Source organism: Pseudomonas sp. RIT411 (assembly GCF_003057735.2).
In the GTDB taxonomy this organism is placed as follows: domain Bacteria; phylum Pseudomonadota; class Gammaproteobacteria; order Pseudomonadales; family Pseudomonadaceae; genus Chryseomonas; species Chryseomonas oryzihabitans.
Window position 1 is genome coordinate 190,094 of the sequence record NZ_QBIZ02000004.1, and the last position, 24,339, is coordinate 214,432.

The 24,339-nt window shown below is 68.3% G+C and carries 23 protein-coding genes; 14 read left to right on the plus strand and 9 right to left on the minus strand.

The annotated features are described in order from the left end of the window. Window positions 1–20 precede the first annotated feature (20 nt). Window positions 21–1,691: a Na/Pi cotransporter family protein gene (locus DBY63_RS08425; RefSeq protein ID WP_027600470.1), complete on the plus strand. Its 1,671-nt coding sequence runs from the start codon at window positions 21–23 to the stop codon at window positions 1,689–1,691. Window positions 1,692–2,015: 324 nt separating this feature from the next. On the opposite strand, the gene ampC is transcribed toward DBY63_RS08425, so the two are convergent. Continuing rightward, the gene (gene ampC / locus DBY63_RS08430; protein WP_108582220.1) at window positions 2,016–3,170 is read right to left on the minus strand and encodes a class C beta-lactamase; all 1,155 of its coding nucleotides are present in this window, start codon (window positions 3,168–3,170) and stop codon (window positions 2,016–2,018) included. 171 nt (window positions 3,171–3,341) lie between these two features. On the opposite strand from ampC, the gene DBY63_RS08435 reads away from it, so the two are divergent. Next, on the plus strand, window positions 3,342–4,244 hold the full coding sequence (locus DBY63_RS08435; protein WP_027598676.1) for a D-hexose-6-phosphate mutarotase: 903 nt from the start codon (window positions 3,342–3,344) through the stop codon (window positions 4,242–4,244). 507 nt (window positions 4,245–4,751) lie between these two features. Here the strand turns inward: DBY63_RS08435 and DBY63_RS08445 are convergent. Next, the gene (locus DBY63_RS08445; RefSeq protein WP_108582222.1) at window positions 4,752–5,735 is read right to left on the minus strand and encodes an asparaginase; all 984 of its coding nucleotides are present in this window, start codon (window positions 5,733–5,735) and stop codon (window positions 4,752–4,754) included. Window positions 5,736–5,822: 87 nt separating this feature from the next. After that, window positions 5,823–7,277: an alanine/glycine:cation symporter family protein gene (locus DBY63_RS08450; RefSeq protein WP_077171202.1), complete on the minus strand. Its 1,455-nt coding sequence runs from the start codon at window positions 7,275–7,277 to the stop codon at window positions 5,823–5,825. A gap of 271 nt (window positions 7,278–7,548) precedes the next feature. Here DBY63_RS08450 and DBY63_RS08455 point away from each other — a divergent pair, with 271 nt between their 5' ends. Next, window positions 7,549–8,337: a helix-turn-helix transcriptional regulator gene (locus DBY63_RS08455; RefSeq protein ID WP_074583405.1), complete on the plus strand. Its 789-nt coding sequence runs from the start codon at window positions 7,549–7,551 to the stop codon at window positions 8,335–8,337. On the opposite strand, the gene DBY63_RS08460 is transcribed toward DBY63_RS08455, so the two are convergent. From DBY63_RS08460 to DBY63_RS08485, 6 genes are all read right to left on the minus strand, one after another. After that, entirely contained in the window at window positions 8,334–9,539 is a 1,206-nt protein-coding gene (locus DBY63_RS08460; protein WP_108582223.1) for a GGDEF domain-containing protein, read from the minus strand. The genes DBY63_RS08455 and DBY63_RS08460 overlap by 4 nt on opposite strands. 144 nt (window positions 9,540–9,683) lie before the next feature. Then, the gene (locus DBY63_RS08465) at window positions 9,684–10,784 is read right to left on the minus strand and encodes a polyamine ABC transporter substrate-binding protein (RefSeq protein WP_027600465.1); all 1,101 of its coding nucleotides are present in this window, start codon (window positions 10,782–10,784) and stop codon (window positions 9,684–9,686) included. Between the two features lie 23 nt (window positions 10,785–10,807). Then, window positions 10,808–11,839 (minus strand): histone deacetylase family protein, encoded by a 1,032-nt coding sequence (locus tag DBY63_RS08470; protein WP_027600464.1) that lies wholly within the window; start codon window positions 11,837–11,839, stop codon window positions 10,808–10,810. Window positions 11,840–11,953: 114 nt separating this feature from the next. Beyond that, complete coding sequence (locus DBY63_RS08475) at window positions 11,954–12,313, minus strand: cupin domain-containing protein (RefSeq protein WP_108582224.1); 360 nt, start codon at window positions 12,311–12,313, stop codon at window positions 11,954–11,956. Window positions 12,314–12,359: 46 nt separating this feature from the next. Beyond that, window positions 12,360–13,361: an AraC family transcriptional regulator gene (locus DBY63_RS08480; protein WP_027600462.1), complete on the minus strand. Its 1,002-nt coding sequence runs from the start codon at window positions 13,359–13,361 to the stop codon at window positions 12,360–12,362. A 99-nt stretch (window positions 13,362–13,460) separates the two neighbouring features. Next, on the minus strand, window positions 13,461–14,894 hold the full coding sequence (locus DBY63_RS08485; protein ID WP_108582225.1) for an aspartate ammonia-lyase: 1,434 nt from the start codon (window positions 14,892–14,894) through the stop codon (window positions 13,461–13,463). Between the two features lie 154 nt (window positions 14,895–15,048). Here DBY63_RS08485 and DBY63_RS08490 point away from each other — a divergent pair, with 154 nt between their 5' ends. The 11 genes from DBY63_RS08490 to DBY63_RS08540 all read left to right on the plus strand — a co-directional run bounded on the left by DBY63_RS08490 (window position 15,049) and on the right by DBY63_RS08540 (window position 24,317). Continuing rightward, window positions 15,049–15,954 carry a LysR substrate-binding domain-containing protein gene (locus DBY63_RS08490; protein WP_027600461.1) on the plus strand — a complete coding sequence of 302 codons (906 nt, stop codon included), beginning with the start codon at window positions 15,049–15,051 and terminating at the stop codon, window positions 15,952–15,954. Between the two features lie 106 nt (window positions 15,955–16,060). Beyond that, complete coding sequence (locus DBY63_RS08495; RefSeq protein ID WP_108582226.1) at window positions 16,061–16,999, plus strand: 4-hydroxyproline epimerase; 939 nt, start codon at window positions 16,061–16,063, stop codon at window positions 16,997–16,999. Continuing rightward, a complete protein-coding gene (locus DBY63_RS08500; RefSeq protein WP_108582227.1) occupies window positions 16,996–18,111 on the plus strand; it encodes an FAD-dependent oxidoreductase in 1,116 nt (371 codons plus the stop codon). The genes DBY63_RS08495 and DBY63_RS08500 overlap by 4 nt, the downstream gene beginning before the upstream one ends. Continuing rightward, window positions 18,105–18,341 (plus strand): (2Fe-2S)-binding protein, encoded by a 237-nt coding sequence (locus DBY63_RS08505; protein WP_108582228.1) that lies wholly within the window; start codon window positions 18,105–18,107, stop codon window positions 18,339–18,341. The genes DBY63_RS08500 and DBY63_RS08505 overlap by 7 nt, the downstream gene beginning before the upstream one ends. Then, complete coding sequence (locus DBY63_RS08510) at window positions 18,338–19,573, plus strand: FAD/NAD(P)-binding oxidoreductase (protein WP_108582229.1); 1,236 nt, start codon at window positions 18,338–18,340, stop codon at window positions 19,571–19,573. Before DBY63_RS08505 ends, DBY63_RS08510 begins: the two co-directional genes overlap by 4 nt. Continuing rightward, window positions 19,570–20,361, plus strand: coding sequence for an AraC family transcriptional regulator (locus DBY63_RS08515; RefSeq protein WP_027598660.1), 792 nt, complete (start codon window positions 19,570–19,572; stop codon window positions 20,359–20,361). Before DBY63_RS08510 ends, DBY63_RS08515 begins: the two co-directional genes overlap by 4 nt. After that, complete coding sequence (locus tag DBY63_RS08520; RefSeq protein WP_108582230.1) at window positions 20,358–21,278, plus strand: dihydrodipicolinate synthase family protein; 921 nt, start codon at window positions 20,358–20,360, stop codon at window positions 21,276–21,278. Before DBY63_RS08515 ends, DBY63_RS08520 begins: the two co-directional genes overlap by 4 nt. 372 nt (window positions 21,279–21,650) lie before the next feature. Continuing rightward, entirely contained in the window at window positions 21,651–22,145 is a 495-nt protein-coding gene (gene purE, locus DBY63_RS08525; protein ID WP_027598658.1) for a 5-(carboxyamino)imidazole ribonucleotide mutase, read from the plus strand. Next, window positions 22,142–23,224: a 5-(carboxyamino)imidazole ribonucleotide synthase gene (locus DBY63_RS08530; RefSeq protein ID WP_108582231.1), complete on the plus strand. Its 1,083-nt coding sequence runs from the start codon at window positions 22,142–22,144 to the stop codon at window positions 23,222–23,224. Before purE ends, DBY63_RS08530 begins: the two co-directional genes overlap by 4 nt. 128 nt (window positions 23,225–23,352) lie before the next feature. Continuing rightward, complete coding sequence (locus DBY63_RS08535; RefSeq protein WP_007160058.1) at window positions 23,353–23,601, plus strand: GlsB/YeaQ/YmgE family stress response membrane protein; 249 nt, start codon at window positions 23,353–23,355, stop codon at window positions 23,599–23,601. A gap of 167 nt (window positions 23,602–23,768) precedes the next feature. Beyond that, window positions 23,769–24,317: a DUF3299 domain-containing protein gene (locus DBY63_RS08540; RefSeq protein ID WP_108582232.1), complete on the plus strand. Its 549-nt coding sequence runs from the start codon at window positions 23,769–23,771 to the stop codon at window positions 24,315–24,317. Window positions 24,318–24,339: the final 22 nt, after the last annotated feature.

The following is a 24,339-nucleotide window of genomic DNA, read 5'->3' on the forward strand; positions in this document are numbered from 1 at the left end:
CGCGCCGGGAGGGCGCCACGATGCTGACACTGCTCAATCTGCTATCCGCTGTGGCCCTGCTGGTGTGGGGCACCCATATCGTGCGCACCGGCATCCTGCGGGTATACGGCGCCAGCCTGCGCCGGGTGCTCAGCCGCAGCATGCAGCGCATGCCGCTGGCCTTTCTTTCCGGTATCGCCGTCACCGCCCTGGTGCAGAGCAGCAACGCCACGGCACTGCTGGTGACCTCCTTCGTCGCCCAGGGCCTGGTGCCGCTCACCCCGGCGCTGGCCATCATGCTCGGCGCCGACGTGGGCACCGCGCTGATGGCGCGGGTGCTGACCTTCGACCTGTCCTGGCTGTCGCCGCTGCTGATCTTTCTGGGCGTGGTGTTCTTTCTCGGTCGCAAGCAGACCCGCGCCGGCCAGCTCGGCCGGGTCGCCATCGGCCTGGGGCTGATCATCCTGGCACTGCAGCTGATCGTCGAAGCCGCCTCGCCGATGACCCATGCCGCCGGGGTCAAGGTGCTGTTCTCTTCGCTGACCGGCGACCAGCTGCTCGACGCCCTGACCGGGGCGGTCTTCGCCATGGTCTCCTATTCCAGCCTGGCGGCGGTGCTGCTGACCGCCACCCTGGCCGGCTCCGGGGTCATTTCGCTCAAGGTGGCGCTGTGCCTGGTGGTGGGCGCCAACCTGGGCAGCGGCGTGCTGGCGCTGATGGGCGCGGCCAAGCAGGGCGTGGAGGCACGGCGGGTGGCGGTGGGCAGCCTGCTGTTCAAGCTCGCCGGCTGCATCCTGGTGCTGCCCTGGATCGGCCTCTTGGCCGACTGGCTGCAGGGCTACGACTTCAACGACGCCGAGGTGGTGATCGGCTTCCACGTCGCCTACAACCTGGTGCGCTGCCTGCTGTTCCTGCCGCTGACCGGGCCCCTGGCGCGCTTCTGCACCGCCATGCTGCCGGCCAAGGACAGCGCCGAGACGATCCTGCGGCCGCGGCACCTGGACACCGCCGCCCTGGACACTCCGGCCCTGGCGCTGACCAACGCCTCCCGCGAGCTCCTGCGCATGGGCGACGTCATCGAGCAGATGCTGCAGCACCTGCTGGTGCTGATCAACGCCGGCGACAAGCAGCTGGCGCGCGAGGTGCGCCGTCTCGACGATGACGTCGATGCCCTCTACACGGCGATCAAGCTGTACCTGGCGCGCATGCCGCGCGACGACCTGGACGAGCGCGACAGCCGGCGCTGGGCCGAGACCATCGAACTGGCGATCAACCTGGAGCAGGCCGGCGACCTGATCGAGCGCATGGCCAGCGACGTCGACAGCAAGAAGATCGCCGCCCGCCGTTCCTTTTCGGCTTCCGGGGTGGACGAACTTTCCGCCCTGCACCGGCTGCTGGTCGACAGCCTCAAGCTGTGCCTGTCGGTCTATCTCTCCGGCGACCTAGACGCGGCGCGCCGCCTGCGCCGGCTCAAGCAGCGCTTCCGCCTGCTGGAGCGGCGCTATGCCCATGCCCACGTCGAGCGGCTGCACCAGCAGGTGGTTGAGAGCTTCGAGACCAGCTCCCTGCACCTGGGCCTGCTCAGCGACATGCGCCGGGTCAATTCGCTGTTTTGCAGCATCGCCCACGGCGTGCTGGAGGCGGCCGACGCCGGCTACGCCACCGAGCACGAACTGCCGGTGGAAGGGCGCGAGGAGTCGGGTGGGGCCTGAGGTTGGGTTTTGTGGATGAGGCTGCACCGTCATCCACGCGACTGCTCTGATCTTGTCAGCGCCAATGAAGTTGAGCGCCACTTCGGATGGCCCTCTCTCCCCTGGGGAGAGGGCTGGGGTGGGGGAGCCCCCTGCTGCGAACTCCCAGTGGAAAAGGCTGCGCCGTTTTCCACGCTACGGGGTTCGAGTTGATCGCGGCCATGGCGGTCCGCCGAGGCGGCCGCTCCTACAGATGACTGTCTGCTCGCATTATCGCGGCCATGGGCCGCTCCTACAGAAGCATCACACCCTGTAGGAGCGGCCCATGGCCGCGATTGAGGTACCTCACTGCACCCGGCTATCGAGCTTCTGCAAGATCCGCCACGCCGTCTCGATCCGCGCCGGGATCGGATAATTGCGGTTGGCCAGGATTACCAGGCCGAGCTGGCGCTCGGGGATAAACAGCGCATAGGCGCCGAAGCCGTTGGTGGAGCCGGTCTTGTTCAGCAGGCGGGCACCGCTCGCCGGCAGGGGCGGGTGTTGCCAGTCCACCGGTTGCGGCTCCAGGGCCATCGCCGGGGTGTTGCCGGCCAGCAGCTGGGTCTTGGCCAGCGGATAGGGGTAAGCCTCCCAGCCCAGGCCCTGGGTCAGGGGGCCACTGCGATAGTAGCCCTGCTGGGTGGCGTCGAGCGCCTTGGCCAGGGGTCCCGGCAGCCGACCGGGATTGAGATTCGCCTCGACGAAGGCGAGCAGATCGCCGGCGGTGGTCTTGATGCCATAGGCCTCTTCGGCATAGACACCCGGATTGACCCGCAGCGGCTGATCGTTCTTGCCATGGCCCCAGGCATAGTGGGCCTGCTCGGCCGCCGGCACCTGCAGATAGGTGTGATCGAGTCCCAGGGGCTTGAGCACGTGGCGCAGAAGCGCCGTGGCGAAGGGCTCGTCGAGCCGCTGGGCCGCCAGGGCGCCGAACAGGCCGATGCTGGGATTGGCGTAGAGGCGGCGGCTGCCGGCGGGGAAGGGCGGCTGGAAGGCGCGGTAGAAGGCCGTCGCCTGATCGTCCGTGGTGACGCTATCGGGAAATTGCAGCGGCAGGCCGCCGGCGCTGTAGGTGGCCAGTTGCAGCAGGCTGGCCTGGCCGATGGCGCTGCCGGCCAGGGCCGGGCGGACCTGAGCGGCGGACTCGTCCAGCCGCAGGCGACCGGTCACCGCGGCGTAGCCACCCAGGGTGGCGGTGTAGGTCTTGCTCAGGGAGCCGATCTCGAACAGGGTAGCGGCGTCCACCGGCTGGCCGCTGCGACGGTCGGCGGTGCCGAAGTAGTAGAGCCGGCGCAGCCCTGGGGCCGTGACGCCCACGGCCAGGCCGGGGATGTCCTGCTCGGCCATCACCGCGCGGGCGGCGGCGCGGACCTCGTCGTCGAGGGGATTGGCCGCGTTGGCCAGGAGCGGCAGGGCCAGGCCCAGGCCGAGCAGCAGGGAAAGACGCGGGAAAGCCGACATGCGGGAGCCATTCCTGAAGAGGGGAGACCAGGAGTCTAGCCGAGCGGTGCGGCACCGGTATGAGACGCGGCCAGCGTTGGAAGATTTTACCGCCGCTGCTGTCCATGGCTGGCTGGAGCCCGGTCCTCGACTGGACTACAGTCGCCTCTCACCTTTTCCAGGAGTCATCCCATGTCCGCTGCCCCCCTCGTCGAACAGATCCAACTGGGTCAATTGCCCGTCTGGCGCATCCGCGTCGGCCAGGCCGAAGCCCTGGTGGCCTGCCAGGGCGCCCATGTGCTGCGCTACGGCTTCGACGGCGAACCGGACATCGTCTGGGGCAATCCGGAAGCCGTGTTCGAGCCCGGCACCCCGATCCGTGGCGGCATCCCGGTCTGCTGGCCCTGGTTCGGCGACCTGCTGAAGAATCCGCCCGCGGTCCAGGCCATGTGCACCACCACCGCGGACGCCCCGGCCCACGGCCTGGCGCGGCAGGTCGCCTGGCAGGCCGGCGGCGTCGAGGTGGACACCGACCGGGTGCGCCTGGACTTCCACCACCGCACCTCCGCCGAGACCACCCCGGGCTGGCCCCATGCCACCGAGCTGACCCTGAGCCTGAGCGTCGGTGAGCGCCTGGAGCTGACCCTGAGCGTGCGCAATCTGGAAGATCATCCGCTGGTGCTGAGCCAGGCGCTGCACACCTATTTCGCCGTGAGCGACGTGCGCGAGGTGGGTATCGAAGGCCTGGCCAATGCCGACTACTACGACTGCCTGGACGGCTGGACCCGCAAGCGGCAGAACGGCGAGCCCACCATCACCGCCGAGACCGACCGGGTCTATGTCGGCCTGCCGGCCCGCCTGGCGATCCGCGATCCCCAGTGGCAGCGCCGGCTGTTCGTCGAGACCCGCAATAGCCATTCGGCGGTGCTGTGGAATCCCTGGATCGACAAGGCCGCGCGCCTGAGCCAGTTCGCCGACGACGCCTGGACCGGCATGCTCTGCATCGAGACCGCCCGGGTGATGGACGACGTCCTCACCGTGGCGCCGGGCGCCTCCGCCGAGATGGCGGTGAGCCTGTGGCGCGAGGCGCTGTAAGGGACTGAGCGGGCGCCTGGGGCGGCCCTCACCCCGACCCTCTCCCGCAGGGAGAGGGGGCGCTCAGGGGGAGTTTGGTGCGAAGGGCTTGGGCTGTCAGGCTTCAAGCGCACCCTCACTCCGACCCTCTCCCGGAGGGAGAGGGGACGCTTAAGGGGGAGTTTGGTGCGAAGGGCTTGGGCTGTCAGGCTTCAAGCGCACCCTCACCTCGACCCTCTCCCGGAGGGAGAGGGGGCGCTTAAGGGGGAGTTTGGTGCGCAGGACTTGGGGCTGTCAGGCTTCAAGCGCACCCTCACCCTGGCCCTCTCCCAGAGGGAGAGCGGGTGCTCCGATAGAGGTTGGCGCGGGGTGATGAGCGTGTCGAGGGCAAGCCTGGATCCAGGCCAGGATGAAGCGGGCTAGCGGGCGGCAGAGGTCACACAGGAGCCCGCACGAAGTCGACCCAAACGCCCCCTCTCCCCCAGGGAGAGGGCCGGGGTGAGGGAGCAGCCGGCACCTAGCCGACGATCACAACTCCTCGCACAGATTCCGCCCGATCCACTCGGCCACCGCGGCGCGCTCCAGGCCGCAGCCGAGCAGGGCGTGCAGCTTGCCCAGGGCGGCTTCGCGGGTCATGCCGCGACCGGAGATGACCCCGGCGTCGGCCAGGCCGCTGCCGGCGGCGTAGGTGCCCAATTCCACGGTGCCACGGGCACCCTGGCTGAGGGCGACCACGGGGACCCCGGCGTCGCGCAGTTCAGCGAGGGCGGCGAGAAAGTCGGCGTCGTCCGCCGGCCCCGTGCCGCTGCCGTAGCACTCCAGTACCAGCCCCTGCACGCCACTGCCCATCAGACCGCGCAGGACCCCACCGTCGACCCCCGGAAACAGCGGCAGCACCGCCACCCGCACCGGCTGGCGCGGCTGGTCGAAGCGTAGCGCGGCAGGTGCGGCGACGAGGGCGTCGCCGCTGCGCGGCCGGGCGCTTGCCACGAAGGCCTTCCAGCCGCTGCTGGCCTGCTTGGTGCAGCGCGCCGCGGGCAGGCGTTCGCCATGGAATTGCACCTGGACTCCCGGCGCCAGTCCGCTCGAGAAGGCCGCGAAGCTGTCGGCCAGGTTGCCGTCGGCATCGCTGTCCGGCACGCCGGCCGGCAGCATGGAACCGGTCAGCAGCACCGGAATGGCCAAGCCCAGCAGGCGGAAGGCCAGGGCGGCGGCGCTGTAGGCCAGGGTGTCGGTGCCGTGCAGCACCAGCACGCCGCGACAGGCCGGGTCCGTAGCGGCCGCAATGATCGCCTGGGCCATGCGCTCCCAGGCGGCGGGGGTCATGTTGGCGCTGTCGATCAGCGGCAGCAGCTCCTGCAGCCGCCAGGCCGGATTGCCCAGCTCCGGACGGCTGGCCAGCAGGGCCTGGATGCGCGCCTCGAAACCGGCGGCCGGGGCCAGGCCGGCGGCGGTCGCCTGCATGCCGATGGTGCCGCCGGTGTAGAGGATGTGCAGGTAGGGTGAGCTCATGAGGGACTTCCTGATAAGACTGCCCCCACACGGGGTGGGGGCAGGAAAGCGGTCGCGGTCCGGGTCGGGACGACCCGGTGGCGGCGGTCAGTGCGCCTGGCGCGGCTGGGCGGCGCGGGCTTCGGCGACGGTCTCTTCCAGACGCTCCAGCGCCGGCCAGGCCTGGCGATCCAGGTCCAGGTCGCGGAACTGGTCGGCGTCGAACACCGGCTGGTCGACCCCGGCACGGCGCTGGGCGTCGTAGTCGTTGAGCACGCGCATGCCGACCTTGATCAGCAGGGCCAGGGCGATCAGGTTGACGAAGGCCAGGCAGGTCATGGTGATGTCGGCGAAGGCGAACACCGTGGTCAGGTTCTGCATGGAGCCCCAGCAGATCAGCACCAGCACCAGGCCGCGATAGCCGAGCAGCACGGCCTTGCCGCGGCCGAGCAGGTAGCGCAGGCCGTTCTCGCCAAGGTAGATGTTGTAGAGGATGCAGGTGAAGACGAACAGCGACAGGGCGACGCTGATGAAGATGCGACCCCAGTCACCGACCACCGCGGCCAGGGAGTTCTGGGTCAGGACGATGCCATCGCCTTCGAAGCCCGGGGTGTAGAAGCCCGACAGCAGGATCAGCAGCGCGGTGCAGGTGCAGATGACGAAAGTGTCGAGGAAGACGCTGAAGGCCTGCACCACGCCCTGGGCGGCCGGGTGCTTGACCGCGGCCACGGCGGCGACGTTGGGCGCTGCGCCCAGGCCGGCTTCGTTGGCGAAGACGCCACGCTTGACGCCCATGGTGATGGCGGCGCCCAGCAGGCCGGCGAAGGCCGGTTCCAGGCCGAAGGCGCTTTTGACGATGGTCAGCAGGGTGCCGGGGACCAGGTCGATCTGGGTGACGATCACATAGAGGGTGACGGCGATGTAGGCCAGGGTCTTGACCGGCACCAGGATGTCGGAGACCGCGGCGATGCGCTTGATGCCGCCGATGAACACCAGGCCCAGCAGGATGGCCAGGGCGATCCCGGTGTACTGCACCGGCAGGCCGAAGGCGTTTTCCAGCGAATGGGTCACGGTAAAGGACTGCAGACCGACGAAGGCGAAGCCGTAGGTCACCAGCAGCAGCGCCGAGAAGGCCAGTGCCATCCAGCGCTTGTTGAGGCCGTGCTGGATGTAGTACGCCGGGCCGCCGACATAGAGGCCGTCGCCGTCGGCGCGCTTGTAGACCTGCGCGAGGGTGCACTCGAAGAAACTGCTGGCCATGCCGACCAGGGCGGTCACCCACATCCAGAACACCGCGCCGGGGCCGCCCAGGGTCACGGCCAGGCCCACGCCGGCGATGTTGCCGGCACCGACGCGACCGGCCAGGCTGAGCATCAGCGCCTGGAAGGAGCTCAGGCCATCACCGCTGTTGCGCAGGGAGTCCTTGAACACGGTGAACATGTGCGGGAAATGGCGCACCTGCACGAATCGCGAGCGCAGGGTGAAATAGCTGCCCAGGCCGACGATCAGCACGATGAGCACGTGGCCGGACAGGAAGTCGTTGAGCATTTCTAGGTAGTGCATGAAGAATCCTCGAGCATGCTAGTGATGCTCCAAGGCCGGCTCGCAAGCCTTGGGGCTATTATTGTGGAATATCCCGCCAGGGTCTGCTCCCGTCGTGGGGAGACGACGGCAACAGGCGCTGGGACGGGTCGGTCCGGGTGGAACGGGCAGTAGGTCGGACCGGGCGCCTAGATTCGGCTATCCCACCGGCGTGAACAATTCCGCGCCTCGCTTCAAAATGGCGCGACTTGATGCTAGTTTTCTGGCCGTCTGTCAAGCTCGGGCCGGACTCATGAGCGACTTTTCCGCCAATTTGCAGCTGCTCTGCCAGCGCCACCGCTCGATTGCCGCCGTCTGTCGCGCCGTCGGCATCAACCGCGCCCAGTTCAATCGCTACCTCAACGGGCAAAGCCGTCCGTCGCCCTACAACCTGCAGCGGCTGGCGGAATTCTTCGGCCTGCCGGTGGGCGATCTACAGCTACCACAGCGGCAATTCGCGGCGCGCCTGGGCGCGCCGGTCGGCCAGGAAACGGGGTGGGCCGGGCAGGCCCTGGCCCTGTTCGGCGAGCGTCAGGAGGGCCTGGCGCGTTACCAGGGCTACTACCACGAATACTATCCGTCGCTGTCCACGCCGGGCGTGGTGCTCTGCGGACTGGTCTGGCTGTTCGCGGAAGCGGGTGTCTTCCGCTATGTGCGCTTCGAGCGCCTGCGTCGCCGCGGCGAGACCACCAGCCAGGCACGCTTTCGCTACCTGGGCCTGGCCATGAGCCTGGAAAGCCGGCTGTTCTTTACCGACTACGAATCCCTCACCGGCAACGAGTTGTCGCAGACGGTGCTGCTGCCCAGCGCGCGCAACCGCATCGATCGCCTCAACGGACTCAAGCTGGGCGTCAGCGCCTCCGACCGGCGCGAGCCGGCCTGCACCCGGGTGGTCTGGGAGTATCTGGGCACCCGGCCGCCACGGGGTCGGGCCTATGCCCGCATCGGCCTCTACGACTGGCAGGATCCCAGCCTGGACGACGATCTGCGCCAGCGCCTGGCCAGCGTGGTCCTGATCGATCGGGTCTATCGCCTGGGCTAGAGGGATTCTTCCATCGCTGGGTGGCAGCGATCGCAGTCCTCGAGGATGGCGCGGTCGCGCCCGGCTTGCTTGGCCCAGTAGAGCTGGCGATCGGCGGCTTCGATAAAGCTCTCGGCAGAGTCGTGATCCGGCCGCGCACAGGCGCCGCCAATGCTCACGGTCACCCGCGGACCGGCCTGGGGCCCGAGGTGGGGGATCTCCAGGCGCCGTACCGCGTCGAGCAGGCGCTGCGCCAGCTTGGCGGCATCCTCTTCGCGCGACGGCGTGCAGAGGATGGCGAATTCCTCGCCGCCGTAGCGGGCCAGGCAATCGCCGGCGCGCAATTCGTCGGCCAGGGCGCTGGCGACCTGTTGCAGGCAGCGATCGCCCGCCGGATGCCCATAGCGGTCATTGAAGGCCTTGAAGTGATCGACGTCGATCATCAGCAGGAGCAGCGGCCGGGGCGGGGGATGGGCCAGGGCGGTGGCCAGGGCCTGCATCAGCGCCCGGCGATTGGCCACGCCGGTCAGGGGATCGGTGGCGGATTGCTGCGCCAGGAAGCGGTTGGAGGCGGTCAGCTCTTCGTTGCGCAAGCGGTCGCGCAGGATCAGCAGATAGCCCTGACGGCGGGCGCGCTCCATCCAGAAGTTGTTGAGCAGGGTAAAGCTCGCGGTGGCGAACGCCAGGGTCATGACCAGCGACGCCTCCAGGGCCGGCAGGCTATGCATCTGGGTGGCCAGACCGATGGCCAGCAGGGCGATCAGGGTGTGGACCGCGGCCTGGCGCAGGGGCGGCGCGATGCAGCTGTTGGTGAAGAGCGTCATCAGCGGCATGGTCGCCAGCCAGAGGGCGCGATGCGCGGCATCGGTGGCCTCGACGTCGAGCAGCGGCGGGAGATAGGCCAGCAGACAGGGCAGGATGCCCAGCCACTCGCGCGCGGGATGTTCGGCACGTATCAACCCGAGCGCCAGCAATACCAGCCCGCCGCCGATCACCACCAGCGCGCTGAGCAGGCTGATGAGCCAGAAGGCATCGGTCATCAGGATCCAGTCCCAGATCGAGAAGCTGGCGTAGGCGAGGATGGCCACGGTCAGGCTGATGCGCAGGTGCCGCCGGCGCGAACGGGCGATGTCGTGCTGGTAATGCCGTTCCAATACCGGTTCGAAGCGCAGGGCCCAGAAAGGCCGAGCCAGCGCTCGGGTGAGGGCGAGACTGAGGGACATGACGCCGTACCTGGCAGGTAAATCCAATGGGTCACTTCAGCACAATAAGTCCCTTAGCGCGATAGAGGGTTCCCGGACGCGGGGATGTAACCGCCGAATGGTAGCCATTGGCTACCATTCGGATGATCGTGGAGGACTCGACCTTCAATTACCGGCCTTGATACGACTCCAGGCACGGGTGCGGACCCGCTCGATGGGCTGCGGCAGCGGCTGCACCACATAGAGCTTCTTGAGCATCTCCGGGGTGGGCACCAGGTCGTGGTTGTCGCGGATGGCGGCGGTCACCAGCGGCATGCCCGGCTTGTTGGCGTTGGGGTAGCCGAGGTAATCGCTGATCCCGGCGATCACCTTGGGCTCGAGCAGGTAGTTGATGAAGGCATGGGCCTGGTCGACATTGGCAGCACTGGCCGGAATGGCCCAGGTGTCGAACCAGATGGGCGCGCCCTCGCGTGGCAGACGCCAGTCCACCACCACGCCGTTGCCGGCTTCCTTGGCGCGATTGCCGAACTGGTAGAAGCTGCCCGAATAGCCCACCGCCACGCAGATGTCGCCGTTGGCGATATCGGTCATGTACTTGGTGGAATTGAAGTAGGCCATGTAGGGGCGGATCTTCAGCATCAGCGCCGTGGCCTTTTCGTAGTCCTTGGCGTTGGCGCTGTTGGGGTCCAGGCCCAGGTAGTGCAGCACCACCGGCAGGATGTCCGAGGGCGAGTCCAGCATGGCCACGCCGCAACTCTTGAGCTTGGCCATGTTCTCCGGCTTGAACACCAGGTCCCAGCTGTCCACCGGTGCGTCCGCCCCCAGCGCCGCCTTGACCTTGGCCGGGTTGAAGCCGATGAGGATGGTGCCGTACATGTAGGGCACGCCGTACTGGTTGCCCGGGTCGTTGACCTCCAGCAGCTTGAGCAGCTCGGGATCGAGATTCTGCCAGTTGGGCAGCTTGCTCTTGTCCAGCTTCTGGAATACGCCGGCCTTGATCTGGGTTTCCAGGAACTGGTTGGAGGGAATCACCAGGTCATAGCCGGAGCGGCCGGTGAGCAGCTTGGCCTCCAGCGACTCGTTGCTGTCGAAGGTATCCCAGGTGACGCGGATGCCGGTCTGCTTGGCGAAGTCCTTGGGCGTCTCGGGCAGGATGTAGTCGGCCCAGTTGTAGACCCGCAGTTCGCCGGGATCGGCGGCCTGGACGGCGGTGGCGAGCAGGGCGCCACCGAGCAGGGCGGTGAGCGGACGCAGGAGGCTGTGCATGGTCGGATTCCTCGCGATAGGGATCAGGCGCCGTCGAAGGCGGCCAGGACGTTCACCGTGTTGATGCCGATCTCCGCCACGGCGTAACCGCCTTCCATGACGAACAGGGTCGGCAGGCCGAGCCGCGCCAGGCGTTCGCCCAGCCGCAGGTAGTCGTCGCTCTCCAGCTTGAACTGGGAAATGGGATCGGCCTTGAAGGTATCCACGCCCAGGGAGACCAGCAGCAGGTCCGGGGCATAGTCCTGCACGCGCGCCAGCGCTACCTCCAGGGCGGCGCTCCAGCTGTCCCAGGCGCTGCCGGCGGGCAGCGGCAGATTGAGGTTGAAGCCCTGGCCCGCCCCGCTGCCGGTCTCGTCGGCATAGCCGAGGAAGAAGGGGAATTCAAAACCCGGATCGCCGTGCAGCGAAAGGAACAGCACATCGTCGCGCGCATAGAAGATGTCCTGGGTGCCGTTACCGTGGTGGTAGTCGACATCGAGGATGGCCACCCGCCGGGCGCCGCCGTCGAGGGCGGCCTGGGCGGCGATGGCGGCGTTGTTCAGATAGCAGTAGCCGCCCATGACATCGGCGGCGGCGTGGTGGCCCGGCGGGCGGCAGAGGGCGAAGGCGCTGCGGGCACCTGCGGCGACCTCGGCTCCGGCACTCAAGGCCACCTGGGCGGCGCTGTAGGCGGCCTGCCAGGTGCCGGCGGTGATGGGCGCGCCGCCGTCGAAGCTGTAGTAACCCAGGCGCCCGTGCAGGCTGGTGGGCGGCAGTACCTGGCGCAGGGTGCGCGCCGGCCAGGTATAGGGCAGCAGGTCCACGGTCTCGCCGCGGGCCGCCCATTCGTCCCAGGCGCCGGCGAGAAAGTCGAGATAGGCCGTGCTGTGGATGCGTGCCAGTGGCGCCCGGCCGAAGTCCCTGGGCGGCACCACCTCGCCGAGCTGCCTACGGTGACATTCGGCGAGGATGAATTCGACGCGCTGGGGCTTTTCGAAACAGGGCTGCAACTGGCCATCGATCAATTCGCAGCGGCCGTGGTGCAGGGCGTGATCGGGACTGTGGTGGATGCGCATGGCGACTCCGGGCGGCGGGCTCTCTCCAGATTCTTGCCAGCCCGGCAGCCCGCGACGAGAGGCGCTGCGGCCAAAAGGGGATAGATCCGGCCAGATTGCGCCCGGCGGCGGCCATCAGCCGCCCTTGGCTTCGTAGACCACGAAGCGCTTCAGGGTCGGCTCCAGCACCTCCCAGGTGCCCTGGAAGCCGCGCGGCACGACAAAGCTGCTGCCGGGCCCGAGACGGGTGGCATGACCCTGGTCATCGGTGACCAGACTCACCCCTTCGAGGATCTGGCAGTACTCCTCTTCGGTGTAGTTCACCCGCCACTTGCCCACCTCGCTGTGCCAGTGGCCGACGGCGAACACGCCGCTGCCATCCTCGTAGTCGAGCCAGAGGCTCTGCAACGGATCGCCCTCCAGGCGCTTTTCCGCCGGCAGGTGGTATTGGTCGGTGGGTTGGCCGCGGTCCGCGAGCAGGGTCAGCGAGGGCATGGGGAATCCTCCATGGGGACGGGAAGCGCTCAGCATACGCCGGCCGCTAGAGTCGATAACCCCGCGGCGACTGGCCGCTCCAGCGGCGGAAGGCATGGCGGAAGCTGGCCGTCTCGCTGAAACCCATCGCCTCGGCGATGCGATAGATGGGCAGCCGCTCCTGGGCCAGCAGGTCGCGCGCCCGCGCGAAGCGCAACTCATCCAGCAACCGTTGATAGCTGCTGCCGCCGGCCTGCAGGTGGCGACGCAGGCTGCGCGGTGCCATGCCAAGGTGGCCGGCCAGGGCGGCGAAGGAGGGTGGGGCCGCCAGGTCGGCACCCAGCAGAGTGCGGATGCGGGCGAGCAGGGCGCGCTGACGATCCTGTTCGGGGGCGAGGCGCCCGCACTGCTCCAGGGCGTCGCGATGGGTCACCGGATCGGCCAGTGGCAGTCCGCGATCAAGCCAGGCAGCGGGAAAGGCCAGGCCGTTGAAGGCGGCGGCGAAGGCCAGGGGCGTGGCGCCGAAGCAGTCGCCATAGCGCGCGCGATAGACCGGCTCGGCGTGCCGAAAGGCCACCTGCACCAGCGGCAGGGACGTACCCAGGAGGTCGCAGCAGATCGCCAGGAGCGACGCCAGACAGCACTCGGCGTTGCAGCGCTCCAGCTCCGGGGCGAAGGGATGGTCGTCGGCCCTGAGCCAGGCCAATTCGCCGTGGCGCTCCAGGCGCAGGGTGAAATAGGCGCCCAGCAGGCTTTGGTGGGCCAGGGCCGCCTGCAGCGCGGCGCCCAGGGTCGGGGCGCTGAGCAGGGCATAGCCGAGCAGGCCGTAGCCGGAGACACGCAGCCGCCAGCCCAGCAGCAGCCCCAGTTCGGGCGGTGCCACCGGCAGGGCGTTGGCGATGACCCGCTGTTCCTGGGCCAGGGTGATGAGCCGATGGGGCTGTTCGAGGTCGTCCAGTCGCAGGCCGCTGCCGGCCAGCAGGGGCGCCGCCCGGGCGGGCGTGTCGGCGGCCAGTTGCTGGAGCACCAGGGACACCAGGTTGAGATTGATCAGACCGGACTGACGCATACGAAAACTCCCCGGGGCGGTGGCAGCCTTCCAAGCAAGAAGGATACCGCGCCCGCGGGGAGTTGCCGTCGGTTACCGCTCAGGTCTGGCGTGCGGGACTCAGACCTTGGCTTTCAGCGGTACCAGTCGCGGGGCGATCATGTTTTCCGGGCGCAGGATGTCGTCCAAGGTCGCCTCGTCCAGCAGATTCTCCTCGCGCACCAGCTCCAGCACGCCACGACCGGTTTCCAGCGCCGTCTTGGCGATGCGGGTGGAGGTCTCGTAGCCGAGGTAGGGGTTGAGTGCGGTGACCAGGCCGATGGAGTGCTCCACCTGGCGGCGGCAGTGCTCGACGTTGGCGGTGATACCGGTGATGCAGTGCTCGCGCAGCATGTCCATGGCGCGCTGCAGCAGACGGATGGAGTCGAAGATCTTGTAGGCGATCAGGGGCTCCATGACGTTGAGCTGCAACTGGCCGCCCTCGGCCGCCAGGGTCAGCGCCAGGTCGTTGCCGATGATCTCGAAGGCCACCTGGTTGACCGCCTCGGGGATCACCGGATTGACCTTGCCCGGCATGATGGAGCTGCCCGGCTGGCGCGGCGGCAGGTTGATCTCGTTGATGCCGGTGCGCGGGCCGCTGGAGAGCAGGCGCAGGTCGTTGCAGATCTTCGACAGCTTCACCGCGGTGCGCTTGAGCATGCCGGAGAACAGCACGAAGGCGCCCATGTCCGAGGTCGCCTCGATCAGGTCGGCGGCGGGCTTGAGCGGCTGGCCGCTGATTTCCGCCAGGCGCTGCACGGCTAGCAGCTGGTAGCCGGGGTCGGCATTGATGCCGGTGCCGATGGCGGTACCGCCCAGGTTGACCTCGGTGAGCAGTTCCGGCGCCAGGCTCTTCAGCCGCGCCAGGTCTTCGCCCAGGGTGGTGGCGAAGGCATGGAATTCCTGGCCGAGGGTCATGGGCACCGCGTCCTGCAGCTGGGTGCGACCCATCTTCAGCACCTCGGCGAATTCCACGCCCTTGGCGGCGAAGGCGGTGATCAGGCTGTCCAGGCTGGCGAGCAGGGCGTCATGGCCGAGCAGCAGACCCAGGCGGATGGCGGTGGGGTAGGCGTCGTTGGTCGACTGCGCCATGTTGACGTCGTTGTTCGGGTGCAGGTGGCGATACTCGCCCTTGGCATGGCCGAGCAGCTCCAGGGCCACATTGGCGATCACCTCGTTGGCGTTCATGTTGGTCGAGGTGCCGGCCCCGCCCTGGATCATGTCCACCACGAACTGGTCGTGGAATTCGCCGCGAATGATGCGTGAGCAGGCGTCATTGATCGCCTGGTGCTTTTGCGCGGGCAGATGGCCCAGTCGGTGGTTGGCGTCGGCCGCCGCCTGCTTGACCATGGCCAGGGCCACCACCAGCTTGGGGTAGTGACCGAGGGGCACACCGGAGAGGCGGAAGTTCTGCACGGCGCGCAGGGTCTGGATGCCGTAGTAGGCATCGGCAGGGACGTCGAGGGTACCGAGGAGATCTTTTTCGAGGCGGACGGATGATGCAGAGTCGGACATGATAGCGTTGGGCTTCGATCGAGCGGCGGGCGCCGCGATGCCCTAGAATCTAGGCCTGCCAGCCGATCCCGGCCAATGCCGATCCGCCAAGCCTCATGCCGGATCGGCATAACTCTGATTGTGACCTTGCGAGATCAGACGACGTATGGGTGCCATGAACATCGAATTCAAATGGCTGGAAGACTTCGTGGCCCTGGCGGCCACCTACAGTTTTTCCCAGGCCGCCGAAAAGCGTTTCGTCACCCAGCCCGCCTTCAGCCGGCGCATCCGCGCCCTGGAGGAAAGCGTCGGCCTGACCCTGGTGGACAGATCCCACACCCCGGTCAGCCTCACCGAGGCCGGGCAACTGTTCCTGGTCACGGCGCGCAGCGTGGTGGAGCAGCTGGGCGAGACGGTGCGCCACCTGCACCATCTCGAAGGCGGGCAGGGCGAGGTGCTGCAATTCGCCGCCGCGCACTCCCTGGCGCTGGGCTTCTTTCCGCAGTGGATCGCCGGCCTGCGCGGCCAGGGGCTGGCACTGGCCAGCCGCCTGGTGGCCACCAACGTCGGTGATGCCATCCACGCCCTGCGCGACGGCGCCTGCGACCTGATGCTGGCGTTCCACGATCCCGATGCCGCCCTGCAGATGGACCCGGAGCTGTTCCCTTCGCTGCACCTGGCGCACACCGCCATGCTGCCGGTCTGCGCCACCGATAGCGAAGGACGACCCCTGTTCCAGCTCGACGGGCAAAGCAGCGTGCCGCTGCTGGCCTACAGCGCCGGCGCCTTCCTTGGTCGCTCGGTGAATCTCCTGCTGCGCCAGCGCAAGTTGCGCGCCGTGACCCTCTACGAAACCGCCATGGCCGACAGTCTCAAGACCATGGCGCTGCAGGGCCTGGGCGTGGCCTGGGTGCCGCAGCTGTCGGTGGCCGCGGAGCTGGCCCGCGGCGAACTGGCCATCTGCGGCGATGCCGCCTGGCAGGTCGGCCTGGAGATCCGCCTCTACCGCTGTGCCCTGTTGCGCAAGCGGCTGGTACAGCAGGTCTGGCGGCATCTCGAAAAGCAGGGGCCCTCGAGCTGAAAATCTAGCCCTGATTGTGCTGATATCGGCTTTTGTCTAGCCGACGTCCTGCAAGCCTTTTGTGCCGATCTGCGCGACACTGGCCTCTCTCTCACGGAGGTCAGCCATGCAGCGCATCCGCGTCATCGACTCCCACACCGGCGGTGAACCCACGCGCCTGGTGCTGGATGGTTTTCCCGAGCTCGGCCACGGCAGCATGGCCGAACGCCGCAGCCGTCTGGCCGGTGAGCACGACGCCTTCCGCCAGGCCTGCATGCGCGAACCGCGCGGCAACGAGGTGCTGGTCGGGGCGCTGCTCTGCGAGCCGGTATCGCCTGCGGCCAGCGCTGGCGTAGTGTTCTTCAACGAGGTCGGCTATCTGGGCATGTGCGGTCACGGCACCATCGGCCTGGTGGTCTCCCTGGCCCATCTCGGCCGGATCGGCCCCGGCGATCACCTGATCGAGACCCCGGTCGGCGACGTCACCGCCACCCTGCATGACGACGGCAGCGTCAGCGTGCGCAACGTCCCGGCCTACCGCTATCGCCATGCGGTCCAGGTGGAGATTCCCGGCCATGGCCTGGTCACCGGCGACATCGCCTGGGGCGGCAACTGGTTCTTTCTCTGTGCCGATCACGGCCAGCGCATCGCCGCCGACAACCTCGACGACCTGCTCACCTTCAGCCTGGCCCTGCGTGGCGCCCTGGAGGCCGCCGGCATCACCGGCGAGCAGGGCGGGCACATCGACCATATCGAACTATTCGCCGAGGATCCGGACGGCGCCGACAGTCGCAGCTATGTGCTCTGCCCGGGCCGTGCCTACGACCGTTCGCCCTGCGGCACCGGCACCAGCGCCAAGCTGGCCTGTCTCGCGGCCGATGGCGACCTGGCCCCTGGCGCCGTCTGGCAGCAGGCGAGCGTCATCGGCAGCCGTTTCGAAGCCCATTATCAGCCCGGCGACGAAGGCCGCATCCTGCCGGTGATCCGCGGCCGCGCCCATGTCATGGCCGAAGCCACCCTGCTGCTGGCCGCGGACGATCCCTTCGCCTGGGGTATTCCGGGGTGAAGCAGGTGGCGGACGTCCTCGTCGTCGGCGCCGGCATCGTCGGGGCCAGTTGCGTCGCGGCCCTGGCCGCGCGCGGCTGTCGCGTGCGGGTGCTGGACGCTGGCCTGCCTGGCGCCTCCGCCGCCGGCATGGGCCACCTGGTGGTGATGGACGACGACCCCGCCGAATTGACCCTGAGCGCACGCTCCCTGGCGCTCTGGCGCGAGCTGGTACCCCAGTTGCCAGCCGCCGCCGACTACCGTAACTGCGGCACCCTCTGGCTGGCCCGCGATGCCGCCGAGCTGGATTTGATCGAGGCGAAGCGCCAGCGTCTGGACGCCCAGGGCGTCGCCAACCAGCCGCTGAACGCTGCGGCGACCGCCGCGGCGGAACCGGCCTTGACCGCCCTGGCTGGTAGCCTGGAGGTGCCCGGCGACGGCCTGCTCTATGCACCCGTGGTGGCCGCCTGGCTGCTACAACGCTCGCCGCTGATCGAATTCCAGCGTGCCCGGGTAAGCGCCGTCGAAGGCAGACGGGTGCGTCTGGATGACGGGCGGTGGCTGACCGCCGACGCCGTGGTGCTCGCCGCCGGCCTGCAGGCCGCCAGTCTCTGCCCGGACCTGCCGCTGGTGCCCAAGAAGGGCCATCTGCTGATCACCGACCGCTATCCCGAGCAGGTCCGCCATCAGCTGGTGGAGATCGGCTACGGCGCCAGCGCCCATGCCAGCAGCGGTGCCTCGGTGGCCTTCAATGTCCAGCCGCGCCCCACCGGCCAGTTGCTGATCGGCTCGTCGCGCCAGTTCGAGCGTCCGGACATGGCCGTGGAACCTGCGGTGGTCGGCCAGCTGCTGCGCCGCGCCCTGGATTTCCTGCCCGGTCTGACCCATACCTCGCTGATCCGCGGTTGGACCGGCCAGCGCGCCGCCAGCCCCGATGGCCTGCCGCTGATCGGCGCCCATCCCGATCAGCCCGGTCTGTGGCTGGCGGTCGGTCACGAGGGCCTGGGCGTCACCACCGCGCCGGCCACCGCCGAAGCCATCGTCAGCGGGCTGTTCGGCGAGGGTTCCACGTTCCACGTGGAACCCTTCGCACCGGCTCGCTTCGCGACCATCCCGAGGAGCCTGGCATGCTGACCCTGTTCATCGATGGCGAGCGCCTGGAGATCCGTCCCGGCAGTCTGCTCACCGCGGCCCTGGCCAAGAGCGGCAACCCCGCCGCGCGCCGTTCGGTAAGCGGTGAAGCCCGAGCGCCCTTTTGCGGCATGGGCGTCTGCCAGGAATGCCGGGTACAGGTTGACGGCATGCGTCGCCTGGCCTGCCAGACGCCGTGCCAGGACGGTATGCAGGTGGAGCGTCTGTCATGAACGCCACGCGCTGCGATCTGCTCATCATCGGCGGCGGCCCGGCCGGTCTCGCCGCGGCCCGCGCGGCCAGTGGTCGGGGCCTGAGCCTGGTGCTGCTGGACGACAATCCCTTGCCCGGCGGCCAGATCTGGCGCGCTCGCGCGGGCCAAGTCGCCGCCGAAGTCGGTCAATTGCCGGCAGACGTCACCCTGCTTACCCAGACCCGCGTCGCCGCGGTCCTGGGCTCACACCAGCTGCTGCTGGAAGACGCCCACGGCAGCCGTACCCTGGATTTCCACACCCTGATCCTCTGCACCGGTGCCCGCGAACTGCTGTTGCCGTTCCCTGGCTGGACCCTGCCCGGAGTGACCGGCGCGGGTGGTCTGCAGGCGCTGATCAAGGGTGGCGTGGAGGTGGCCGACGAGCGCCTGGTGGTCGCCGGTACCGGTCCGCTGCTGCTGGCCAGCGCCGCCACCGCGCGCCAGGCGGGTGCCCGGGTCGCCCTGGTCGCCGAACAGGCCGAGCGCCGCGCGGTACTCGAGTTCGGTCTGCAGCTATGGCGTTGGCCGAACAAGCTGCGCCAGGCGCTGACGCTGGCTACTCCTCGCTATAGCCCCGGCACCTGGGTCGAGGCGGCGCTCGGTACCGACCGTCTCGAAGCCGTACGCCTGCGCCAAGGCGAGCGTCGCTGGGAGATCGCCTGCGATCGCCTGGCCTGTGGCTATGGCCTGGTGCCCAATGTCGAACTGGCCCAGAGCCTTGGCTGTGCGACCCTGGATGGCGCGGTGGCGGTAGATGACCAGCAGCGCACCAGCCAGCCGCACATCCTGGCCGCCGGCGAATGCACCGGCATCGGCGGCAACGAACTGGCCCAGGCCACCGGCCGTATCGCTGGTCTGGTCGCCAGCAGCCAGCTTGACGCCGTGGCCCCCGTGCAGGCCGAAGCCCGGGCCTGGCGCCGCTTCGCCGCCCAACTGGCTCGCACCTTCGCCCTGAATCCGGCCATTGCCCGGCTGGCCCAGCCGGATACCCTGGTCTGCCGCTGCGAAGACGTCGCCCTCGGCGCCCTGGTCGGCCATGCCGACTGGACCCAGGCCAAGCTGCGCAGCCGCTGCGGCATGGGCGCCTGCCAGGGCCGCATCTGCGGCCAGGCCACCCGCGTCTTGCTGGGCTGGACGCCCCCGGCGCCGCGCTTTCCCCTGCAACCCACCCGTATCGACAGCCTGCTGGCCCTGACCGAGGACGAGAGATGAACGCCGCCGCCCACCTGGACGCCCTGAGCCGCGCCCGGCCCGCCGACCTGCCCGCGCTGCTTGCCAGCCTGAGCCTGGTGGCGCCGCTGCTCGACGCCATCCCCGGCGTGGTGTTCTTCGTCAAGGATCTGGAGGCGCGCTATGTGCTGGTCAACCTGACCCTGGCCCAGCGCTGCGGCTTCGAGGACGTCAGCGAGTTGCTCGGCCGGACCGCCGAGGAAGTCTTTCCCGCCCCCCTAGGCGGCGCCTACGCCGAACAGGATCGCCGCGTGCTGCGCGAAGGCCTGGCGCTGGACGATCAACTGGAATTGCACCTCTACGCCGGTCGTACCCCGGGCTGGTGCCTGACCCGCAAGCTGCCACTGCACGACGCCCAGGGCCGGCTGATGGGCATGGCGGGCATCTCCCACGATCTGCAGGCTCCGGCCGCCGATCATCCGGCCCACGCCAAGGTGGCCGAGGTCGATCGCTATCTGCGCGAGCACTATGCCCAGCCGCTCTCGGTAGGCGAACTGAGTCAGAGGGTCGGCCTGTCGGTCTCCCAGCTCGAACGCCAGTGCAAGCGCATCCTGCGCCTCACGCCCCAGCAGTTGCTGCACAAGGCCCGGCTCGACGCCGCCTCGCGCCTGCTGGCCCGCGACCTGCCCGTCACCGAGGTGGCCCTGGCCTGTGGCTATACCGACCACAGCGCCTTCAGCCGTCAGTTCCGCCGTCTCACCGGCCTGTCGCCCCGGCAATACCGCGACTCTCTCAAGCCCCGTTCCCGTCTGGAGGAAACCCCCGCATGAGCACTCCCCGCGTCAACTGGAGCGGCGTCTTTCCCGCCGTCACCACCCAATTCAACGACGACTTCTCGGTCAACCTGGAAAAGACCCATGGCGTGATCAGCAACCTGGTGCGCGATGGCGTTTCCGGCCTGGTGATGTGCGGCACCGTGGGCGAGAACACCTCCCTGACCCTGGAAGAAAAGATCTCCCTGGTGGAGGTCGCCAAGGACGCCGCCGGTGGTCGCGTACCGGTGATCTGCGGCGTGGCCGAATTCACCAGCCTCAATGCCACCCGCACCGCCCAGGCGGTGGGTCGCGCCGGCGCCGACGGCATCATGCTCATGCCGGCCCTGGTCTACTCGGCCAAGCCCCACGAGACCGCCGCCCACTTCCGCAGCGTGGCCAGCGCCCTCGACCTGCCGCTGATGGTCTACAACAACCCGCCGATCTATAAAAACGACGTCACCCCGGACATCCTCATCTCCCTGGCCGACGTCGACAACATCGTCTGCTTCAAGGATTCCTCCGGCGACACCCGCCGCTTCATCGACGTGCGCAACGAAGTGGGTGACCGCTTCGTGCTCTTCGCCGGTCTCGACGACGTGGTGCTGGAAAGCATCGCCGTGGGCGCCGAGGGCTGGGTCTCGGGCATGTCCAACATCTTCCCCACCGAAGGCGAAACCATCTTCCGCCTGGCCAAGGCCGGTCGCTTCGCCGAGGCCGTGCCGCTCTACGAATGGTTCATGCCGCTGCTGCACCTGGACGCCCGCCCGGACCTAGTGCAATGCATCAAGCTCTGCGAAGAACTCGCCGGGCGCGGCAGCGCCCTGACCCGTCCGCCACGCCTGGCCCTGCCCGACGCGGACCGCGCCTTCGTCGAACGCCTGATGGCCAAGGCCCTGGAAACCCGCCCGCAGTTGCCTGACGTGGGGATCTGAGGCAAGGCCTTATCGCGGCCATGGCGGTCCGCCGACGTGGCCGCTCTTACAGGTTCAGATACGACTGTAGGAGCGGCCCATGGCCGCGATAAAAACCACCCCTCACGCCGCGCCAATCCGCCCCCTCTCCCGCCTGCGGGAGAGGGCTGGGTGAGGGCGCTCTTCGGAGCGATCCCACCTCAAGCGTCCAGGTATCTAGCCCGCACCTCTCGCCCCACACCACCACCCATCCCATGAGCGCCACATCCTGTCTTCCAACCGACAGGCGATACCCGGCGCAGGGGCACGCTCCGCCCCGCTTTCGTCTATACTAGGCCGCTCATTTCCCAAGCCACGTCCACCGCGTGGCTTCTTCATTTCAGAGGCACGACGATGAGCGCACTCGTAGGCGTGATCATGGGCTCCAAGTCCGACTGGTCCACCCTGAGCCACACCGCCGACATGCTGGACAAGCTGGGCATTCCCCACGAAGTGAAGGTGGTCTCCGCCCACCGCACCCCCGATCTGCTGTTCCAGTACGCCGAAGAGGCCGCCGGGCGCGGTATCGAGGTGATCATCGCCGGGGCCGGCGGCGCCGCCCACCTGCCGGGCATGTGCGCTGCCAAGACCCACCTGCCGGTGCTGGGCGTGCCGGTGCAGTCGTCCATGCTCTCGGGCGTCGACTCCCTGCTGTCCATCGTGCAGATGCCGGCCGGTGTACCGGTCGCCACCCTGGCCATCGGCAAGGCCGGCGCCATCAACGCCGCGCTGCTGTCCGCCAGCATTCTCGGCGGCAAGTACCCCGAATACCACGAGCGGCTCAACGCCTTTCGCGAAGAGCAGACCCGCACCGTGCTGGACAATCCCGATCCGAGGGAGCAGGCATGAAGATCGGCGTCATCGGTGGCGGCCAGCTGGGCCGCATGCTCGCCCTGGCCGGCACGCCGCTGGGCATGAACTTCGCCTTTCTCGATCCGGCGCCTGACGCCTGCGCCGCCGCCCTGGGCGAACACCTGCGCGCCGACTACGGCGACCAGGATCACCTGCGCCAGCTGGCCGACGAGGTCGATCTGGTGACCTTCGAATTCGAGAGCGTCCCGGCCGAGACCGTGGCCTTTCTCTCGCAATTCGTGCCGGTCTATCCATCCGCCGAAGCCCTGCGCATCGCCCGTGACCGCCTGTTCGAGAAGTCCATGTTCCGCGACCTGGGGATCCCCACCCCGGCCTTCGCCGACGTCCTCTCCCAGGCCGACCTGGACGCTGCCGTGGCCCGTATCGGCCTGCCGGCGGTGCTCAAGACCCGCACCCTGGGCTACGACGGCAAGGGCCAGAAGGTCCTGCGCCAGCCGGAAGACGTCACCGACGCCTTCGCCGAACTGGGCAGCGTGCCCCTGCTGCTGGAAGGCTTCGTGCCCTTCACCGGCGAGGTCTCCCTGGTCACGGTGCGCGGTCGTGATGGCGAGGTGGCCTGCTACCCGCTGGTGCACAACACCCACGAGAGTGGCATCCTCCGCCTGTCGGTGGCCAGCTCCGACCATCCGCTGCAGGCGCTGGCCGAAGACTATGCCCGCCGCGTGCTGGAACAGCTCGACTACGTCGGCGTGCTGGCCTTCGAATTCTTCGAGGTCGAGGGTGGGCTGAAAGCCAACGAGATCGCCCCGCGCGTGCACAACTCCGGGCACTGGACCATCGAAGGCGCCGAGTGCAGCCAGTTCGAGAACCACCTGCGCGCCGTGGCCGGCCTGCCGCTCGGTTCCACCGCCAAGGTCGGCGAGAGCGCCATGGTCAACTTCATCGGCTCGGTACCGCCGGTGGCGGCCGTCACTGCCCTGGAAGACTGCCACCTGCACCACTACGGCAAGGCCTTCAAGGCCGGGCGCAAGGTCGGTCACGCCACCCTGCGCAGCACCGACGCTACGACACTGCAGACCCGCATCGCCGCCCTGGAAGCCCTGATCCAGGATTGATGCCAGACGGCTTCCGCACATGGAAGCCGTTTTCCCCTGAACCTCGACGGATCACCGGTGGTCGGAGACTACAACGACGCCTGCTGACCGGCGTTGTCTTACCAGCACTCAAACAGGGGATTCTTCACATGGGCATCATCGCAACCATCATCATTGGTCTCATCGTCGGCCTGGTTGCCCGCTTCCTGAAGCCGGGCGACGACAGCATGGGCTGGATCATGACCATCATCCTGGGCATCGTCGGCTCCGTGGTCGCCACCTACCTGGGCCAGGCTCTGGGCATCTACCGTGCCGGTGAAGGCGCAGGTTTCATTGGTGCCGTGGTTGGCGCCATCATCGTGCTGTTCATCTACGGCATGGTGACCAAGCGTCGCTAAGACGCCGCTTCGCCTCGGCGAAGCCAAGTAGCACAGCGTTTTCGCCCCTGGTGTCGCCCGTCGACCCAGGGGCTTTTTCATGGGCGAGGCTTTGCTTTGCGGCCTGGAGACTGGACCCCTGACCCAGCGCGCCTCACACTCGGACTTTTGCGTCCGACCTGCCGACCATGCCCAGACTGCTCATCACCCTGCTGCTCGCCAGCCTGCCGCTGCTGACTCACGCCGCCAAGGGCGAACCCCCGGAAACCAACTGGCTCGACCTGCTCACCGCGAAGGATCGCCACGCCCTGGAAACCATGCCCGAAATCAGCCACAACAGCCCCGAGGCCCCCGGTGGTTTCGGCTCACCGGGCGGGCTCAAGCAGAAGGACAGCGGCCTGCCCGAGGTGATGCACTCCACCCGCACCGTGGCCGCCCTGAATGGCCAGAACGTGCGGCTGGGGGGATTCCCGGTGCCGCTAGAAACCGACGCCAAGGGCAATTTCCGCGAATTCTTCCTGGTGCCCTATCCGGGCGCCTGCATCCACGTCCCGCCGCCGCCGCCCAACCAGATCGTGCTGGTGCGCTACCCCAAGGGCGTGCCGCTTCCCGACATCTACGAGCCCTACTGGGTCATCGGCACCCTGCACACCGAAGCGGTCGACAACGCCCTGGCCGAGGCGTCCTACACCCTCGACGCCAGCAAGGTCCGCAAGGTCGAAGAAAGCGATCTCTAACGATCGTAGATTAGGCTGAGAC

Coding starts and splice junctions, on each gene's coding strand:
- DBY63_RS08425 (WP_027600470.1), top strand. CDS start 21: ATGCTGACACTGCTCAATCTGCTATCCGCTGTGGCCCTGCTGGTGTGG.
- ampC (WP_108582220.1), bottom strand. CDS start 3,170: ATGTCGGCTTTCCCGCGTCTTTCCCTGCTGCTCGGCCTGGGCCTGGCC.
- DBY63_RS08435 (WP_027598676.1), top strand. CDS start 3,342: ATGTCCGCTGCCCCCCTCGTCGAACAGATCCAACTGGGTCAATTGCCC.
- DBY63_RS08445 (WP_108582222.1), bottom strand. CDS start 5,735: ATGAGCTCACCCTACCTGCACATCCTCTACACCGGCGGCACCATCGGC.
- DBY63_RS08450 (WP_077171202.1), bottom strand. CDS start 7,277: ATGCACTACCTAGAAATGCTCAACGACTTCCTGTCCGGCCACGTGCTC.
- DBY63_RS08455 (WP_074583405.1), top strand. CDS start 7,549: ATGAGCGACTTTTCCGCCAATTTGCAGCTGCTCTGCCAGCGCCACCGC.
- DBY63_RS08460 (WP_108582223.1), bottom strand. CDS start 9,539: ATGTCCCTCAGTCTCGCCCTCACCCGAGCGCTGGCTCGGCCTTTCTGG.
- DBY63_RS08465 (WP_027600465.1), bottom strand. CDS start 10,784: ATGCACAGCCTCCTGCGTCCGCTCACCGCCCTGCTCGGTGGCGCCCTG.
- DBY63_RS08470 (WP_027600464.1), bottom strand. CDS start 11,839: ATGCGCATCCACCACAGTCCCGATCACGCCCTGCACCACGGCCGCTGC.
- DBY63_RS08475 (WP_108582224.1), bottom strand. CDS start 12,313: ATGCCCTCGCTGACCCTGCTCGCGGACCGCGGCCAACCCACCGACCAA.
- DBY63_RS08480 (WP_027600462.1), bottom strand. CDS start 13,361: ATGCGTCAGTCCGGTCTGATCAATCTCAACCTGGTGTCCCTGGTGCTC.
- DBY63_RS08485 (WP_108582225.1), bottom strand. CDS start 14,894: ATGTCCGACTCTGCATCATCCGTCCGCCTCGAAAAAGATCTCCTCGGT.
- DBY63_RS08490 (WP_027600461.1), top strand. CDS start 15,049: ATGAACATCGAATTCAAATGGCTGGAAGACTTCGTGGCCCTGGCGGCC.
- DBY63_RS08495 (WP_108582226.1), top strand. CDS start 16,061: ATGCAGCGCATCCGCGTCATCGACTCCCACACCGGCGGTGAACCCACG.
- DBY63_RS08505 (WP_108582228.1), top strand. CDS start 18,105: ATGCTGACCCTGTTCATCGATGGCGAGCGCCTGGAGATCCGTCCCGGC.
- DBY63_RS08510 (WP_108582229.1), top strand. CDS start 18,338: ATGAACGCCACGCGCTGCGATCTGCTCATCATCGGCGGCGGCCCGGCC.
- DBY63_RS08515 (WP_027598660.1), top strand. CDS start 19,570: ATGAACGCCGCCGCCCACCTGGACGCCCTGAGCCGCGCCCGGCCCGCC.
- DBY63_RS08520 (WP_108582230.1), top strand. CDS start 20,358: ATGAGCACTCCCCGCGTCAACTGGAGCGGCGTCTTTCCCGCCGTCACC.
- purE (WP_027598658.1), top strand. CDS start 21,651: ATGAGCGCACTCGTAGGCGTGATCATGGGCTCCAAGTCCGACTGGTCC.
- DBY63_RS08530 (WP_108582231.1), top strand. CDS start 22,142: ATGAAGATCGGCGTCATCGGTGGCGGCCAGCTGGGCCGCATGCTCGCC.
- DBY63_RS08535 (WP_007160058.1), top strand. CDS start 23,353: ATGGGCATCATCGCAACCATCATCATTGGTCTCATCGTCGGCCTGGTT.
- DBY63_RS08540 (WP_108582232.1), top strand. CDS start 23,769: ATGCCCAGACTGCTCATCACCCTGCTGCTCGCCAGCCTGCCGCTGCTG.